This is a genomic window from Arenimonas donghaensis DSM 18148 = HO3-R19, from assembly GCF_000743535.1.
Taxonomy (GTDB): Bacteria; Pseudomonadota; Gammaproteobacteria; order Xanthomonadales; family Xanthomonadaceae; genus Arenimonas; species Arenimonas donghaensis.
In genome coordinates this window covers 62,693-78,457 of the sequence record NZ_AVCJ01000023.1, presented here as the reverse complement: position 1 = coordinate 78,457, position 15,765 = coordinate 62,693, and the positions used below count along the sequence as shown (strand labels likewise).

Here is a 15,765-nt window from a genome sequence, read left to right as displayed (position 1 = left end):
CGCTCAGGGCCACCAGAACGCGTTGATCGTGGCGATGCCGGGCTCGAGCGCGGCCTCGTCGGGCAGGGACAGCACCGCGACGCCGCCGGCGGGCATGCCGCGGAAATCGCCGGACTGGCCCGAGGCCAGCAGCGCGGCCAGCTGTTCGAAGCCCGGGTTGTGCCCGATCATCAGCAGCCGGCCCTGGTCGCGGTTTTCGTCGGCAATCTGGATCAGCCGGCCGGGGGTGGCGTCGTAGATGCGCGGTTCTTGCCGGCATTCGACGTAGCCCAGCGCGGCCATGACCGCCTCGCAGGTCTCGCGGGTGCGGCGGGCCGGCGAGACCAGCACGCGGTCGGGCAGGTACCCGTGTTCCTTGAGCCAGCGCCCGGCGGCGTCGGCTTCGGCCTGCCCCTGCAGCGACAGCGGGCGATCGAGGTCGTCCTGGCCCGGGGCGGGCGGTTCGGCGTGGGCGTGGCGCAGCAGGATCAGTTCGCGCATGACGTTCCTTGTCGGTCAGAGGGCTTTCTTGAGCCAGCGCAGCAGCGGCGTCCAGTCATCCTGGTGGCTGCGGATCTGCTCGGAGTGGTAGTCGAACACCGACTTGCCCAGGCCGGCGAGCAGGACGTAGGCCTGGGTGTCGCGCAGCTGGGCCACCAGCGGGTAGGGCCAGGCCTGGAGCTGGGCCATGGCCTGCTGGGAGGCGCTGGTCCAGGGTTTGAGCCGATTGCCGACCAGGCCCACGGGCAGCTTGCCCTTCTTCACCCGCGGGTGGGTGACCAGGCTGTCGAGGAAGGGCACGGTGGCCTCGATGTCGATCGCCGAGGGCAGCACCGGCACCACCACGGCGTCGGCGCGGTCCAGGAAGTCCTTGAGGTCGTCGCCCATGGCCCCGGCGGCGGCGTCCACGACCAGGCGGTCGATGCCCTCGGGCAGGTGTTTGTCCCAGTTGCGCCGGCAGCCATCGAGCGGCAGCACGGCGGAATCGAGGTGGGCGCGCTTTTCGCACCAGTGGGTGGATGACTTTTGCCTGTCGGCGTCGAGGATGGCGGTGGGCTTGCCTTCCAGCGCGAAAAACGCGGCCAGGTTGGTGGCCAGGGTGGACTTGCCGGCGCCACCTTTCGAACTCGCGACCAGGATCGTGCGCATCACACACTCCGCTGCGGGACGAAGGGCCACTCTACCCCGGCCGGCGCGGCCGAGGAAGGCAGCCGAGCAGATACTCTAGATGAGTGTGTGAGCGTGGGGAAAGCATCGGTTTCCGCGGGGGGCGCATGAACACATCGCCAGCCCCGGGGCTGTATTCCCCGGCGTTCGAGCACGACAGCTGCGGCTTCGGCCTGGTGGCGCGGCTCGATGACCGTCCCCAGCGGGCGGTCGTCGACGCCGCGTTGCGGGCGCTGGACCGCCTGACCCATCGCGGCGCGGTCGCCGCCGACGGCCGCAGCGGCGATGGCTGCGGCCTGCTGCTGCGCCGCCCGGAGGCCTTCCTGGCGGCCGTGGCCGGCGAGGCAGGCATTGCCTGGCGGGCCGGCGATGCCTGCGGCCTGGTCTTCCTGCCCGACAACGATGGCGGCCAGGCGCGCTGTCGCCAGGCCCTGGCGGAGGCCCTGCAGGGCCGCGGCCTGGCGGTGGCGGGCTGGCGCGACGTGCCGGTGGACCTGGACGCCTGCGGTGAGGTGGCCCGCCGGGGCATGCCGCGGCTGGCGCAGGTGTTCGTGCACGCGCCCGGAGACGGCGACCCGGCGGCGTTCGAGCGGCGGCTGTTCCTGGCCCGGCGGGCCGCCGAGCAGGCCCTGGCCGCCGAATCCGGGTTTTATGTCGCCAGCCTGTCGGCGGCGACGCTGGCCTACAAGGCGATGGTGCTGCCCTCGGCGCTGCCGGCCCTGTTCCCGGACCTGGCCCGGCCCGAGTTGGCCAGTTCGGCGGTGGTCTTCCACCAGCGCTTTTCGACCAACACCGCGCCGGCCTGGGCGCTGGCGCAGCCGTTCCGGGTGCTGGCGCACAACGGCGAAATCAACACCATCGCGGGCAACCGCTGCTGGGCCCTGGCGCGCGCGGCGCACTGGCGGACCCCGCACTTCGACCTCGACGAACTGCAGCCGCTGGTGTCGCTGCAGGGCTCGGATTCGCAGAGCCTGGACAACATGCTCGAGCTGCTGCTGATGGGCGGCATGGACCTGCTGCAGGCCATGCGCATCCTGGTGCCGCCGGCGACCGCTTCGCTTGAATACAAGGACCCGGACCTGGCGGCGTTCTACCAGTACCACGGGCTGTCTTCCGACCCCTGGGACGGGCCGGCCGGCATCGTCATGTGCGACGCGCGCTACGCCGCCTGTTCGCTCGACCGCAATGGCCTGCGGCCGGCGCGCTGGCTGCTCACCGACGACAAGGTGCTGGTGGTGGCCTCGGAAACCGGCGTGCTGGACGTCGACGATGCCGCGGTGGTGGCCCGTGGCCGCCTGGGGCCGGGCGAGATGCTGGCGGTGGACTTCGGACGCGGCCGGCTGCTGGGCAGCGAGGACATCGACGCCATCAACAAGGCCCGCGCGCCTTACAAGGCCTGGCTCAAGCAGGGCGTGGAATACCTCTCGACCAGCCTGGTGGACCCGTCCCTGGCCGCCGAGCCCTTCGACGCGGCCACGCTCAAGCGTTTCCAGGTGCTGTTCCAGCTGACCCGCGAGGAACGCGAGGCCGAACTGCGCGTGCTGGCGGAAACCGAGCAGGAAGCCACCGGTTCGATGGGCGACGACACCCCGCTGGCGGTGATGTCGCATTTCATCCGGCCGGTGCACGACTACTTCCGCCAGGCCTTCGCCCAGGTCACCAACCCGCCCATCGACCCGCTGCGCGAGGAAGTGGTGATGTCGCTGGCGACCCAGATGGGGCCGGAGGGCAACCTGTTCGAGGACACGCCCGGCAACGCCGTGCAGGTATTGCTCAACTCCCCCGTGCTGAGCCAGCGCAAGCTGCGACAGCTGCTGGCGATGCCGCGTTTCGCCGACGCGCACGCGCTGCTGCGGCTCAACCTGGGCGCCGACGAACCGCTGGAACAGGCCCTGCACCGGCTGCGCAGCGAGGCCGAGGCAGCCGTGCGCGGCGGCGCGGCCATGCTGGTGCTCACCGACCGCTACCCCGAGCCCGGCCAGGCCGTCGTGCCGGCCCTGCTGGCCACCGGCGCGGTGCACCACCACCTGGTCGCCACCGGCCTGCGCTGCCGCGCCAACGTGGTGGTGGAAACCGGCGCGGCCCGCGGCGCCCACGCCATCGCCTGCCTGGTGGGCGTCGGCGCGACGGCCGTCTATCCCTACCTGGCCTACCAGACCATCGCCGCACTGGGGCGCTCGGGCGTGGTCGCCGGCAAGATCGGCAACGCCCCGGCCGAACTGGGCCGCAGCTACCGACGCGGCATCAAGAAGGGCCTGCTGAAGATCCTTTCGAAGATGGGCATCAGCACCATCGCCAGCTACCGCGGTGCCCAGCTGTTCGAGATCGTCGGCCTGGCCGACGAGGTCGTGGCGCTGTGCTTCCCGGGCGTGCCCAGCCGGATCCAGGGCGCCGGATTCGCCGAACTCGAAGCCGAGGCCCGGGCGCTGGCGAAGGAAGCCTGGTCGCCGCTGGCGGAGCTGGCGGTCGGCGGCCGGCACAAACTGGTGGTCGGCGGCGAAAGCCACATGTTCAACCCGGACGTGATCAACAGCCTGCAGCACGCGGTGCGCAGCGGCGACGAAGCCGATTACCGAATCTATGCCGACCACGTCGACAGCCGCGCGCCGGCCGCGCTGCGCGACCTGCTGCAGCTGCGCGAGGCGGCGGCGCCGCTGCCGATGGACGCGGTCGAGCCGGCGACCGCGATCCTGTCGCGATTCGATTCGGCCGGCATGTCGCTCGGCGCCCTGTCCCCCGAGGCGCACGAGGCGCTGGCGATCGCGATGAATCGCCTCGGCGGGCGTTCGAACTCCGGCGAAGGCGGCGAAGACCCGGCGCGCCACGGCACCGAGAAACGCAGCAAGATCAAGCAGGTCGCTTCCGGCCGCTTCGGCGTGACGCCCGAATACCTGGTCAATGCCGAGGTGCTGCAGATCAAGATCGCCCAGGGTGCGAAACCCGGCGAGGGCGGCCAATTGCCGGGCCACAAGGTCAACGCCACCATCGCGGCGCTGCGCCATGCCCGGCCGGGCATCGGCCTGATATCGCCGCCGCCGCACCACGACATCTATTCGATCGAGGACCTGGCGCAGCTGATCTTCGACCTCAAGGAGGTCAACCCGTCGGCGCTGGTGTCGGTGAAGCTGGTCTCGCACGCCGGCATCGGCACCATTGCCGCCGGCGTCGCCAAGGCCTACGCCGACCTGATCACGGTCTCGGGCCATGACGGCGGCACCGGCGCATCGCCGCTGTCGTCGATCCACCATGCCGGCACGCCCTGGGAGCTGGGCCTGGCCGAGGTGCAGCAAACCCTGCGCCTGAACGGTCTGCGCGGCCGGGTGCGGCTGCAGGTGGACGGCGGACTCAAGACCGGGCGCGACGTGGTGAAGGCCGCCATCCTGGGCGCCGAGAGCTTCGGTTTCGGCACCACGCCGATGGTGGCCCTGGGCTGCCGCTACCTGCGCATCTGCCACCTGAACAACTGCGCCACCGGCGTCGCCACCCAGGACCCGCGCCTGCGCGCCAACCATTTCACCGGGCTGCCGGAAATGGCGATGAACTTCTTCCGCTTCGTCGCCGACGACGTCCGCCAATGGCTGGCGCGCCTGGGCGTGGCCAGGCTCGAAGACCTGATCGGCCGCACCGATCTGCTCGAACGCCTGCCGGGCGACACGCCGCGACAGCGCCGGCTCGACCTCACGCCCATCCTGCAGGCTGCCCGCGGCGAAGGCGACGCCGCGCGCCACTGCCAGCAGGCGCGCAATCCGCCCCGCGACACCGGCGAACTGGCCGCGCGCATGCTCGAGGAGACCGCGGCCGCGCTGCAGGCCAGCGCCGGCGGCGAGTTCGCCTTCAAGGTGCGCAACCGCGACCGCAGCATCGGTGCGCGGCTGTCGGGCGAGATTGCACGCCTGCACGGCAACCAGGGCATGGCCGACACGCCGATCCTGCTCACGCTCAGTGGCCACGCGGGCCAGAGCCTCGGCGCCTGGAACGCCGGTGGTTTGCACCTGGACCTGAGCGGTGACGCCAACGACTACGTCGGCAAGGGCATGGCCGGCGGCCGCATCGTGCTGCGACCGGCGCCGGGCGCGGGCTTCGTCGCGCGCGAGGCGCCGATCATGGGCAACACCTGCCTGTACGGCGCCACCGGTGGCGAATTGTTCGCGGCCGGACGCGCCGGCGAACGCTTCGCCGTGCGCAACTCCGGGGCGCTGGCGGTGGTCGAAGGCGTCGGCGACCACGGCTGCGAGTACATGACCGGCGGCGTCGTGGCCGTGCTCGGACGCACCGGCCTGAACTTCGGCGCCGGCTTCACCGGCGGCCTGGCCTACGTGCTCGACCTCGACCGTGATTTCGTCGACCGCTACAACCACGAGCTGGTGGACGTGAACCGGATCACGCCCGAAGGCATGGAACACCACCGCCACCACCTGCGCACCCTGCTGCGCGAGCACGCCGCGCACACCGGCAGCGTCTGGGCGACGCGCCTGCTGGAGGATTTCCGCGACGTCGCCGGCAAGTTCTGGCTGGTCAAACCCAAGGCGGCGTCGCTCGAACAGCTGGCCGACGACCTGCGGCGGGCGGCATGAAGGTCCGGCCCTTCCAGTTCCTGGACGTACCCCGGCGCCTGCCGCGCGAGGTACCGGCCAAGCTGCGCGTGCTGGGCTGGCAGGAAATCCACGCCGGCTTCGAAGCCGAGGGCGCCGCCGAGCAGAGCGCACGCTGCCTGGACTGCGGCAATCCGTACTGCGAGTGGAAGTGCCCGGTGCACAACCCGATCCCGGACTGGCTGGCGCTGGTGCGCGAAGGCCGCCTGTTCGAAGCCGCCGAGCTGGCGCATTCGACCAACCCGCTGCCGGAAGTCTGCGGCCGGGTCTGCCCGCAGGACCGCCTGTGCGAGGGCGACTGCACCCTGCATACCGGCTTCGAGGCGGTGACGATCGGTTCGATCGAGAAATACATCGTCGACGAGGCCTTCCGGCAGGGCTGGCGACCGGATCTTTCCGCCGTGCGCGCCAGCGGCCGGCGCGTGGCGATCATCGGCGCCGGGCCCGCGGGCCTGGCCTGCGCCGACCGGCTGGCGCGTGCGGGCATCGAGGCGCACGTGTTCGACCGCTACCAGCAGATCGGCGGCCTGCTCAGCTACGGCATCCCGGCCTTCAAGCTCGAGAAGTCGGTGATGGACGTGCGTCGCGACGTGCTCGAGGGCATGGGCGTGGTGTTCCATCTGGGCGTGGACGTGGGCGACACGATGGCGCGCGGACTGCTGCGCGACTACGACGCGCTGTTCCTGGGCACCGGCGCCACGACCCCGGTGGACGCCGGCCTGCCCGGCCGGGAGCTGCCGGGCGTGCTGTCGGCCCTGCCCTTCCTGGTGGCGAACGCGCGCCGCCAGCGCGGCGAAAAACACGCCGACGATGCCCCGTTCGCGCTGGCCGGGCGCCGGGTGCTGGTGCTCGGTGGCGGCGACACCGCGATGGACTGCGTGCGCTCGGCGGTGCGCCTGGGCGCGGCCCAGGTCACCTGCGCCTACCGCCGCGGCGAAGCCGACATGCCCGGCTCGGCGCGCGAGGTGAAACACGCCCGGGCCGAGGGCGTGCATTTCATGTTCCATCGCCAGCCGCTGGCCATCGAAGGCGAGCAGGCGGTCAGCGGCGTTCGGCTGGTCGCCACGCGTGCCAGCGGCGGCCGGGCGGGTTCGCTCGAGCCGGTGCCCGGCAGCGAAGCCTCCGTGGCCGCCGACGTGGTCATCCAGTCCTTCGGGTTCCGCGCCAGCCCGGCGCCGTGGTGGTCGGACCTGGGCATCGAGCTTGATGCCCGCGGGCGCGTCGCCACCCGTGGCCCTGCGGGCGCCACCTCGCACCCGAAGATCTTCGCCGGCGGCGACAACGTCCGCGGCGCCGACCTGGTGGTCACCGCCGTCTTCGACGGCCGCGAAGCAGGCACCGCCATCGCCCGGCAGCTTCTCTGATCCCTGTGGGAGGGACTTCAGTCCCGAAGCTTTGCCGCAGGAGCTTCGGGACTGAAGTCCCTCCCACAGGGTTGCGGCCAGGACCGGGAGAATTGGCTAATCTTGTAGCTCTTCACGAGGAATCCGGATGAGCGAGCTGCAAGACCTGACCGCGCTGGTGCGTGCCAACACGGCCTTGATCGTGATCGAGACACCGGACGAAGCGCGGGTGGTGGACCTGTTCCGGCACCTGCTGATGAACGTGTGGCGGCCGCTGTACCGCTGGTCGATCACCGAAGGCATGCGCCGCGTGGACCTCGATACCGAGGACCCGCCGATCGCCCCGCCCGACGCCACCACCACCCTGCGCACGATCCGCGGCCTGGACCAGCGCAGTGTCTGCCTGCTGCTCGATTTCCACCCCTACCTGGGCTACGCCACCACCCAGCGCCTGCTGCGTGAAACGCTCGAGCGCCGCGGCAGCCTGGACCACAGCCTGGTGCTGGTGGGCGCGAAGATCGAGCTGCCGCCGGACCTGGAACACCACGCAGTGCGATTCTCGCTGCGCCTCCCGGATGAAAACGCGCTGCTCAAGACCGTCAAGGACGAAGCCGCGCTGTACATGCGCGAGCACGGCGGCAAGCGCGTCGAAGTCGACCCCGAGGCGCTCAGGGCGATCGTGCGCAACCTGCGCGGCCTGTCGCTGACCGAGGCCCGGCGCCTGGCACGGCACCTGATCTTCGCCGATGGCGCGATCCAGGCCGGCGACCTGCCCGAGCTGGCGAAGCTCAAGTTCGAGCTGCTCAACAAGTCCGGCCACCTGCATTTCGAATACGACACCGCTCAGTTCGCCGACGTGGCCGGGCTGGCACGCCTGAAGGCCTGGGTGAACCAGCGCCGCGCCGCCTTCACCGCCGACGCCCTGCCCCCGGGGCTGGACCCGCCCAAGGGCATGCTGCTGCTGGGCGTGCAGGGCTGCGGAAAATCGCTGGCGGCCAAGGCCGTGGCCGGCGGTTTCGGCGTGCCGCTGGTACGGCTGGATTTCGGCACCCTGTACAACAAGTACCACGGCGAAACCGAAAAGAACCTGCGCGACGCGCTCACCTCGGCCGAGCAGCTTTCGCCCTGCGTGCTGTGGATCGACGAGCTCGAAAAGGGCCTGGCCGCCTCGGCCAGCAGCGAGGACGGCGGCGTGTCGCGGCGGGTGCTGGGTTATTTCCTGACCTGGATGGCAGAGCGCAAGTCCAAGGTCTTCCTGGTCGCCACGGCCAACGCCGTGAACGACTTGCCGCCGGAGCTTCTTCGCAAGGGCCGCTTCGACGAAATCTTCTTCGTCGATCTGCCCGACCACGGCGCCCGCGCGGAGATCTTCCGCCTGCACCTGGAAAAACGCGAAGTGGACTGGGAAGGGTTTTCGCTCGATGCCCTGGCCAACGCAGCCGATGGTTTTTCAGGCGCCGAGATCGAACAGGCCGTGGTCAGCGCGCTCTACGCCGCCCACGCCGACGGCGTGCCGGTGGACGAAGCCCGCGTGGTGTCCGAAGTCGGCGCCACCCGCCCGCTGAGCGTGCTGATGGCCGAACAGGTCAACGCGCTGCGCGAATGGGCGCGCAGCCGCACCGTGCCAGCTGACTGATCAGGACGTGGGCCGGACTTCCGGTTCGCCGGTCCAGCCCGTGGGCGGCACGAGCGCGATGCCCTGGGCCGTGGCGGCGTAGCGCATGGCCGCGAGCTCGCCCTCACGGGCATAGATGGCGAAAAATTCGTCCCACTGCGCGGCATCGAGCGAGTCTTCTGGCGTGGCGACGGCCCGGCCCAGCCAGCGCGCCTCGCGCAGCTTCTGTCGTGCCTTCGCCTGGTCGTCCTCGCCACCGAGCTTCGCAACGATTTTCGCACCGACCTCGATGTCGAGCAGCACGCCGGAGCCGTGCGTCATCTTTCGGCCGATATCCAGGCAATGCCTGCGCAGTTCGCCCGCGGGGTCGCGGCAGGCGTCGAAGATGTACTTGTAGTGCGGAAGCGCGACGGCGGCGGCATAAGCCATGGCTTCGACGCCCGGAGAGCGCCGCTGGCCTTCGGGCGCGCGCAGCGCCTGCCACATCGATTCGGGCACCTGTGAATAACGCGCGTACAGGGACGAGAAAACGGTAGCTATGTCGTGGTGGTAGTCCGGTGCCCGGGCGGCACGGCGGGCGTGTTCGAGCACGGCGCCGTGGTCGCCCAGCGCCGTAGCCGTGCCCATCAGCACGACGTGGTGGTAGGCGTTGTCACCCGCCAGTCCGGACAGGCGATCCATGCGGGCCTCACAGGCCTGCGACGCCTTGGCCGCCGGCGGGCAACGCAGCTCCAGGGCCAGCACGGTCGGGTCGGTGGCCAGCCCGCCGGCGACCCGCTCGCCAAGCGCCATCTGCGCGGCCATCACACGGGAACGCAACGCCGGGTCGAGCGAATCAGGATCCGGCTGGAACCCGAGCACCACGGGGAACAGCTTGAACAAGGCCGCATCCGAGACCAGGTCGCCCGGCGCCTCGGCCGCGGCGAGCTGGACGTTCAGGCTGGCCACGGCCTGTGCGCCCTCGTTGGCCGACGCCGGTACCGCCGCCATCATTGCGCCAAGGAGTCCAAGGGTTGCTGCCGTTCGCATCGTGTTCTCCAGGTTGCTGCAATCGGGTGGTTTCACTTGACTTCGGCGCCGTACGCGGAAGGCTGCCAATCGGCCGGCGGCTCGAGGGCGCGGCCAAGTGCCTGGTTGGCGTAGTGGATCGCCGCCATCTCGCCTTGCCTGGCGAAGACCTCGAAATACTTGTCCCACAGGGCATCGTCGAACTCATCCTCCAGGGTCCACCCGACCCGGGACAGCCACTGGTCCTGGCGTCGCTGCGACTCGGCCCAGGCCTTGTCCTGTTCCGAGCCAAGCTTGCGCAGGATCGCGGAGCCGACCATTCGATCGATGAGCGTGCTGGAGTCGCCAGCCAGTCGCCGGGCCACGGCCACGCACCATTGCCGGACCTCGTCCTGCGCGGCCTCGCAGTGGCGAAACGTTTGCTGGTAGGCAGGAAGCCCGAACGCGGTGCCGCTGGCCATGGCCAGCACGCCGGCTTGCTTGCGGGGTCCACCGAGGTCCTGGCCGGTCGGCCACAGCGCGTCCGGGACCTGCAGGTAACGGGCATACAGGCTCGCGAAGATGTCCGGAAGGGTCGACTCGAACGTTCCCGCCTGCGCGGCCATCTGGGCATGCCGCGCGAAGGACACTGCATCGTCCTGGGCGGCCGCGTGGTTCATCAGCTGGAGGTGCAGGTAGCCGTTGCCGCGCGCAGACTCCGCGACGCGCGCCCAGTGCGCGGTGCAATCACGTCCCTGCAGGTAGCGCCCCTGGCAGTGGGCGATCGTCGCCAGCAGGGCTGGTTCGTCCATCAGACCGGCCGCCACGCGCTGCTGCAGGCGGTCCCGGGCCACGCCGAGCTCATCGTGAAGCGCCGGATCCATCGCAGCGTCGTCGGCCTGGGCCAGGCCAACGACGGCCATCATCTCCACGAGGTAGGCGTCCGACACCAGGTCGCCCGGTGCGTTGGCGGCCGCCAGCAGGAGACGCGCGTAATCGTTGCGGTGCTCGGCTGTTTCGGCCGGGGTGGGCTCGACGTGGGCCGACGCGGCGGCGGCCAGCATGAGCAGGGTTGGCAGGATGTACTTGTGCATTTGGACTCCTGTCGAAACAGAGCTTCGGGGCCAGGGCCGTTCCTGCAGGAGAGTCGAGGCACTTCGGGGCTCAAGCCCCTCCTACAGGTAGTTCGTCAGCAGCCAGGCCCAGGCGGGCAGCGTGGCGAGTGAGAACAGGATGCCATAGCCGACCAAAGCCGAAGCCAGCGACGGGGCCAATCGGTGCGATATCGCTAACGCCGCGGCGGTGATCATCGGTGGCATCGCGGATTCGAGCACCGCGGTGTCAGCGGCTATGGCATCCATCGGCAACCACGCCACCAGGCCGAGCGCGAGCGCGGGCATCACCAGCAGTTTCAGCGCGAGGCCGGCCGCCAGCGGCTTGAGTTCGTCACCCGGCAGCTTCAGTTTCAGGCCCAGGCCGATCGCCAGCACGACCAGGGGCAGCAGTGCGTCGGCGAGGCGCTGCAAGGCACCGGCGATCCAGGCCGGCGGCTCGGCGGGCATCAGCGTCAGACCGAAGACCAGGGCCAGGAAGGGCGGAAACGTGGCGACGCGTCGCACGGTGTCGCGCGCGGTCGGTTCGGCGTCGCCGCCGTAGCGCGCCAGTACGTACAGGCCGAACGTGGACAGGATGAGGAAGGCGCCGAACTGGTCGTAGATGACGGCGTACGGCAGCGCGGCTTCGCCCAGCAGCGCGCGCACCAGCGGGTAGCCCAGGAAACTGGTGTTGCCCAGTGCCACGCACAGCAGCAGTACCGCATGCTGGTCGCGGCGCAGGCGCAGCAAGCGGGTCATGCCGGTGACCGCCAGCACGGTCGCCGCCAAGAGCGCCCAGGGCACGGCGGCCACGGCAAGCACCTCCGGGCCCAGTTCCAGGCGCGGCGCATAACGCAGCACCGCCGCGGGCAGGCAGACGTAAAGCACGACCTTGTTCAGGACTTCCGGCGCGCTGTCGGGAAACACGCGCAGGCGCTGGAACAGCAGGCCCAGGGCCAGCATGGTCAGGATCAGGGCGAAGGCGTCGAAAGCCATCGGGCGGTGGATTCCTTGCGAGGGAGGGGCATTGCCGCGGCATTCACCGAATGCGAAGGCCGGGCTGCGTTATCTTCGCCCATCTCGACCCTGTCCATTCCGAACCTGGGGAATTGCGCCATGCGACTTTCGTTGATAGCCCTCACCCTGGCCGCCACCGCGGCGGCCGGCAGCGCACCTGCCGCCGACCGCATCACCGGCCGCGACTTCGCCACCCGCTCGGTGGTCTACGCGCCCCATGCGATGGCCGCCACCTCGCACCCCCTGGCCACCCAGGTCGCGCTGGACGTCATGAAGCAGGGCGGCAGCGCCGTGGACGCGGCCATTGCGGCCAATGCCGCGCTGGGCCTGATGGAGCCGACCGGCAACGGCATCGGCGGTGACCTGTTCGCCATGGTCTGGGATCCAAGGACGCAGAAACTGCACGGCTACAACGGCTCGGGCCGTTCGCCGCAGGGTCTGTCGCTGAAGTGGTTCCAGGAAAACGGGTACACCGACATCCCGCCGCATGGCCCGCTGCCGGTGACGGTGCCGGGCGCGGTGGATGGCTGGTTTGCGCTGCACGGCCGCTTCGGCAAGCTGCCGATGGCCGACGTACTGGCGCCGACGGTACGCTACGCCCGCGAAGGCCATCCCGTGCACGACACCATCGCCTACTACTGGGACCGCAGCGTGCCCGTGCTATCGAAATGGCCAGGCTTCAGCGCGCAGTTCACCGTCGACGGCCGGGCGCCACGCACCGGCGAGCTGTGGAAGAACCCCAACCTGGCCAACACCCTCGAGACCATCGGCCGCGAGGGCCGCGATGCCTTTTACAAGGGTGACATCGCCCGCACCATCGACGCCTACTTCCGGGAGAACGACGGCTTCCTTCGCTACGAAGACCTCGCCGCCCACCAGGGCGAGTGGGTCGAGCCGGCCAGCGCCAACTACCGCGGCGTCGACGTCTGGGAACTGCCGCCCAACGGCCAGGGCATCGCTGCCCTGCAGATCCTCGAAATCCTCGAGGGTTACGACTTTTCGAAGATCGAATTCGGCAGCGCCGAGCATGTGCACTTGTTCGTCGAAGCCAAGAAGCTGGCTTTCGCCGACCGCGCGCGCTGGTATGCCGACCCGGATTTCTTCCCGGCGCGCGACGGGAACCGGGAACAGGCCGCGAAACTGGTGCGCGAGCTGATCTCGGAGGATTACGCCGCGCAACGCCGCAAGCTGATCAATCCCGACCGGGCCGCCCGGTCCGTCGATGCCGGCATCCTGCAGCACGGCGATACGATCTACCTGACCACCGCCGACCAGGACGGCATGATGGTGTCGCTGATCCAGTCCAACTACCGCGGCATGGGCAGCGGCATGGCGGCGCCCGGCCTGGGCTTCATCTTCCAGGACCGCGGCGAGCAGTTCGTGCTCAAGGCCGGCCACCCGAACACGTTCGCGCCGGGCAAGCGGCCTTTCCACACGATCATTCCGGCTTTCATCACCCGGGACGGCAAGCCCTGGGTCAGCTTCGGCCTGATGGGTGGCGCGATGCAGCCCCAGGGCCACGCCCAGATCGTGATGAACCTGGTCGACTTCGGCATGAACCTGCAGGAAGCCGGTGACGCCCCGCGCATCCAGCACGACGGCAGCACCGACCCGGCCGGCCAGATGGTCGAGATGAGCGATGGCGGCGTGCTCAATCTCGAGACCGGCTTCGCCTACGAAACCATCCGCGCGCTGATGCGCAAGGGTCACACTATCGAGTTCGCGGATGGTCCCTACGGCGGCTACCAGGCCATCGCCCGCGACCCCGGGACCGGCGTGTACGCCGGGGCCTCGGAAAGCCGCAAGGACGGCCAGGCGGCGGGTTACTGACGAAACGGCTACTAACAAATCTGTAGGAGCGGCTTCAGCCGCGAAGTCCTTCCTTGCCCAAGGCAAGGTCAAATGCTTCGCGGCTGAAGCCGCTCCTACAAAGGGGCAAAAAAAACGGGGCCCGCGAGGGCCCCGTTTCCGTGTTGCCTGGTGGTGCCGGGCTTAGTTGCTGCCCGGGCGCACCATCACGTGGTTGGAGATCGAGCCCGAATCCGGGTTCACGATCTGGTACAGGCCCTGGATCGTGTTGTTCGGGGCCGCCACCGTCACGTTCAGCGTGGCGCGCGGCAGGCCGGTGAAGCCGGTCAGGATCGTGTCCAGGTCCACCACCAGGGTGGAGTTGGCCGCGACGGTGCCGCTGAGGTTGTCGGTGGTGATGGTGTTTCCGGTCTCACCAAACACTTCGATCTGGTAGACGCGGTCCATCGAGCCGGTGTTGGTCAGCACCAGACGGCTCAGCCAGCCGCCCGGGATCTGGGCGAGCGGGGCCTGCAGCTCGGTACCGTTGCGGACGATTTCACCCAGGGCCAGCGGGCCCAGGGCAGGCACGTCGTAGAGCGACGGATCGGCCGAGTCGGTGACCAGCGCGACGTCGAAGACGCTGGCGCGGATCGGCTCGAAATTCGTGTAGTAGCACACGAACAGGTTTTCGATCTCGAAGTTCCAGCCGGTGAAGGACGCGAACGAGTCGTTCCAGCCGTCGAACGCTGCCGCCAGGGTGGAGCAATCCGGACTGAAGCTCAGGTAGGCCAGGCCAGAGGTGCCGAAGTCACCGAAGACGACCAGCGTGGAGTCCGTGGACCACAGTTCCGGCGTGGTCACCGGCAGGCCGGTCACCGTGATCGGCTGCGGCGTACCGTTGATGGTGTTCACCGTGCCGACGCTGAACTCGCCGATCTGGCTGGTTTCACCCCCGAAGGCGGTCGTGCCCGGCGCGGTCACGAACAAGTGGTAGGCCGGATCCGGCGATTCCACGTCGGCGATGGCTTCGTTGAAGTTGTCCACCCGCAGCGCGGTGCTTTCCCCGAAGCGCACGTAGGCACCCGAGGTCGTGGCCACGCGGCCGGTCGCGCCGCCCGCCTGCGCCTGCGACGGGAAGTCGTACAGGCCGTAGCTGCAGTCGATCGGGGCCTTGCTGGTGAGCGTGCGGTCGCCATCAACGGTAAGCGAGTCGTCCGCGACCACCGGGGTCGCACCGGCGGTGATCGAGAAGTAAATCGCGTCCGTGCCGATGCCGTTGACCGCGCCGATCGTATTGGACGGATCACCGGAATAGGTGACCGTCGCGCCCGGCTCGAATTCCAGGCCCGGGCAGTGGAAGCGCGCGTAGCGCACCTCGCCCGGCGAGAACGAATAGTCGATCTGGGTGTTGATGTTGAGCGCACCGGTATTGGGAATGGTGCGGCCCGGCGGGATGATCAGCTCGTTGGCCACCAGGACCGGGTCGTTGCTGGCCGGATTGTCCAGCGTGACACCGATCAAGGAACCACCGGTGACCGTGACCGTAGCCACGGGGCAGTCGATGGTGGTGTCGAAGGCGCCGAAGTCACCGTTGCTGAAGCCGCTGGTGATGAAGTAGTAGGTCGAGCCGGCGTTGAGCGCCAGGCCCGTGAAACCCGATTGGCCGACGAAGGGGAAGTCGTCGTTCAGGTCGATGAGGTTGGTCAGCTGGTCCAGGGGATCAAAGCCGTTCTCGTAGACATGAAGGTAGCCGTCCCAGCCGGGCTGGATACTCAGGACGTCGCAGCTGTCGTTGGCCGAAACCGTCACCGTGTTAACGACGTAGGGCGTCGCGGTGCCGACGCCGGAAAGACTTACGAGGCTGTTGGGACGGTTCCAGGTCGGCGCACCCGTGGTGTCGCCGCTGTAGAGCACGATGTTCTTCAGACGGTCGGGCGCACGCGCTGCCTTCTGCGTGCTCCGGAGCAGGGAGGCTTCCTGGCGGAGCTCCTCGACGCTGCGGCCGGCCACGGGAATCCCCGGGCGCTCGGCCTGCTTGGTGCGGACGCCGGCGTTCGCCGCCAGCGCGGCGCGCTTGGCAGCCATTTCGGATTCGACACTGGCCGTGTTCGCCGATGCCGTCGCGGTGAACGCGAAGGCGATCAGGACCGACAGTCCTATCTTTTCAAGCTTCATTGCGT

At 69.4% G+C, this 15,765-nt stretch carries 10 protein-coding genes; 4 read left to right on the top strand and 6 right to left on the bottom strand.

What is annotated here, in order from left to right:
- Positions 1–3: 3 nt before the first annotated feature.
- Both N788_RS09395 and N788_RS09390 read right to left on the bottom strand, forming a co-directional pair.
- The gene (locus N788_RS09395) at positions 4–480 is read right to left on the bottom strand and encodes a SixA phosphatase family protein (protein ID WP_034224169.1); all 477 of its coding nucleotides are present in this window, start codon (positions 478–480) and stop codon (positions 4–6) included.
- 15 nt (positions 481–495) lie between these two features.
- Entirely contained in the window at positions 496–1,128 is a 633-nt protein-coding gene (locus N788_RS09390) for a ParA family protein (RefSeq protein ID WP_034224167.1), read from the bottom strand.
- Positions 1,129–1,253: 125 nt separating this feature from the next.
- Between N788_RS09390 and gltB the strand changes: the two genes are divergently transcribed.
- The 3 genes from gltB to N788_RS09375 all read left to right on the top strand — a co-directional run bounded on the left by gltB (position 1,254) and on the right by N788_RS09375 (position 8,717).
- On the top strand, positions 1,254–5,720 hold the full coding sequence (gltB, locus tag N788_RS09385) for a glutamate synthase large subunit (RefSeq protein ID WP_034224165.1): 4,467 nt from the start codon (positions 1,254–1,256) through the stop codon (positions 5,718–5,720).
- Entirely contained in the window at positions 5,717–7,102 is a 1,386-nt protein-coding gene (locus N788_RS09380; RefSeq protein WP_034224163.1) for a glutamate synthase subunit beta, read from the top strand. The genes gltB and N788_RS09380 overlap by 4 nt, the downstream gene beginning before the upstream one ends.
- 127 nt (positions 7,103–7,229) lie before the next feature.
- A complete protein-coding gene (locus tag N788_RS09375; protein ID WP_034224160.1) occupies positions 7,230–8,717 on the top strand; it encodes an AAA family ATPase in 1,488 nt (495 codons plus the stop codon).
- On the opposite strand, the gene N788_RS09370 is transcribed toward N788_RS09375, so the two are convergent.
- The 3 genes from N788_RS09370 to N788_RS09360 all read right to left on the bottom strand — a co-directional run bounded on the left by N788_RS09370 (position 8,718) and on the right by N788_RS09360 (position 11,773).
- A complete protein-coding gene (locus tag N788_RS09370; RefSeq protein WP_152560445.1) occupies positions 8,718–9,686 on the bottom strand; it encodes a hypothetical protein in 969 nt (322 codons plus the stop codon).
- A 71-nt stretch (positions 9,687–9,757) separates the two neighbouring features.
- The gene (locus N788_RS09365; RefSeq protein ID WP_034224154.1) at positions 9,758–10,777 is read right to left on the bottom strand and encodes a hypothetical protein; all 1,020 of its coding nucleotides are present in this window, start codon (positions 10,775–10,777) and stop codon (positions 9,758–9,760) included.
- A gap of 81 nt (positions 10,778–10,858) precedes the next feature.
- Positions 10,859–11,773 carry an AEC family transporter gene (locus N788_RS09360; protein WP_034224152.1) on the bottom strand — a complete coding sequence of 305 codons (915 nt, stop codon included), beginning with the start codon at positions 11,771–11,773 and terminating at the stop codon, positions 10,859–10,861.
- 120 nt (positions 11,774–11,893) lie between these two features.
- Between N788_RS09360 and ggt the strand changes: the two genes are divergently transcribed.
- Entirely contained in the window at positions 11,894–13,624 is a 1,731-nt protein-coding gene (ggt, locus tag N788_RS09355) for a gamma-glutamyltransferase (protein WP_051924533.1), read from the top strand.
- 162 nt (positions 13,625–13,786) lie between these two features.
- Here the strand turns inward: ggt and N788_RS09350 are convergent, their stop codons facing one another.
- Entirely contained in the window at positions 13,787–15,760 is a 1,974-nt protein-coding gene (locus tag N788_RS09350; protein ID WP_034224149.1) for a hypothetical protein, read from the bottom strand.
- Positions 15,761–15,765: the final 5 nt, after the last annotated feature.

Excerpts from the sequence above, each read along its gene's own strand:
- N788_RS09380 (WP_034224163.1), top strand. The coding sequence starts at position 5,717 with ATGAAGGTCCGGCCCTTCCAGTTCCTGGACGTACCCCGGCGCCTGCCG.
- N788_RS09365 (WP_034224154.1), bottom strand. The coding sequence starts at position 10,777 with ATGCACAAGTACATCCTGCCAACCCTGCTCATGCTGGCCGCCGCCGCG.
- ggt (WP_051924533.1), top strand. The coding sequence starts at position 11,894 with ATGCGACTTTCGTTGATAGCCCTCACCCTGGCCGCCACCGCGGCGGCC.
- N788_RS09350 (WP_034224149.1), bottom strand. The coding sequence starts at position 15,760 with ATGAAGCTTGAAAAGATAGGACTGTCGGTCCTGATCGCCTTCGCGTTC.
- N788_RS09370 (WP_152560445.1), bottom strand. The coding sequence starts at position 9,686 with ATGGCGGCGGTACCGGCGTCGGCCAACGAGGGCGCACAGGCCGTGGCC.
- N788_RS09390 (WP_034224167.1), bottom strand. The coding sequence starts at position 1,128 with ATGCGCACGATCCTGGTCGCGAGTTCGAAAGGTGGCGCCGGCAAGTCC.
- gltB (WP_034224165.1), top strand. The coding sequence starts at position 1,254 with ATGAACACATCGCCAGCCCCGGGGCTGTATTCCCCGGCGTTCGAGCAC.
- N788_RS09375 (WP_034224160.1), top strand. The coding sequence starts at position 7,230 with ATGAGCGAGCTGCAAGACCTGACCGCGCTGGTGCGTGCCAACACGGCC.
- N788_RS09395 (WP_034224169.1), bottom strand. The coding sequence starts at position 480 with ATGCGCGAACTGATCCTGCTGCGCCACGCCCACGCCGAACCGCCCGCC.
- N788_RS09360 (WP_034224152.1), bottom strand. The coding sequence starts at position 11,773 with ATGGCTTTCGACGCCTTCGCCCTGATCCTGACCATGCTGGCCCTGGGC.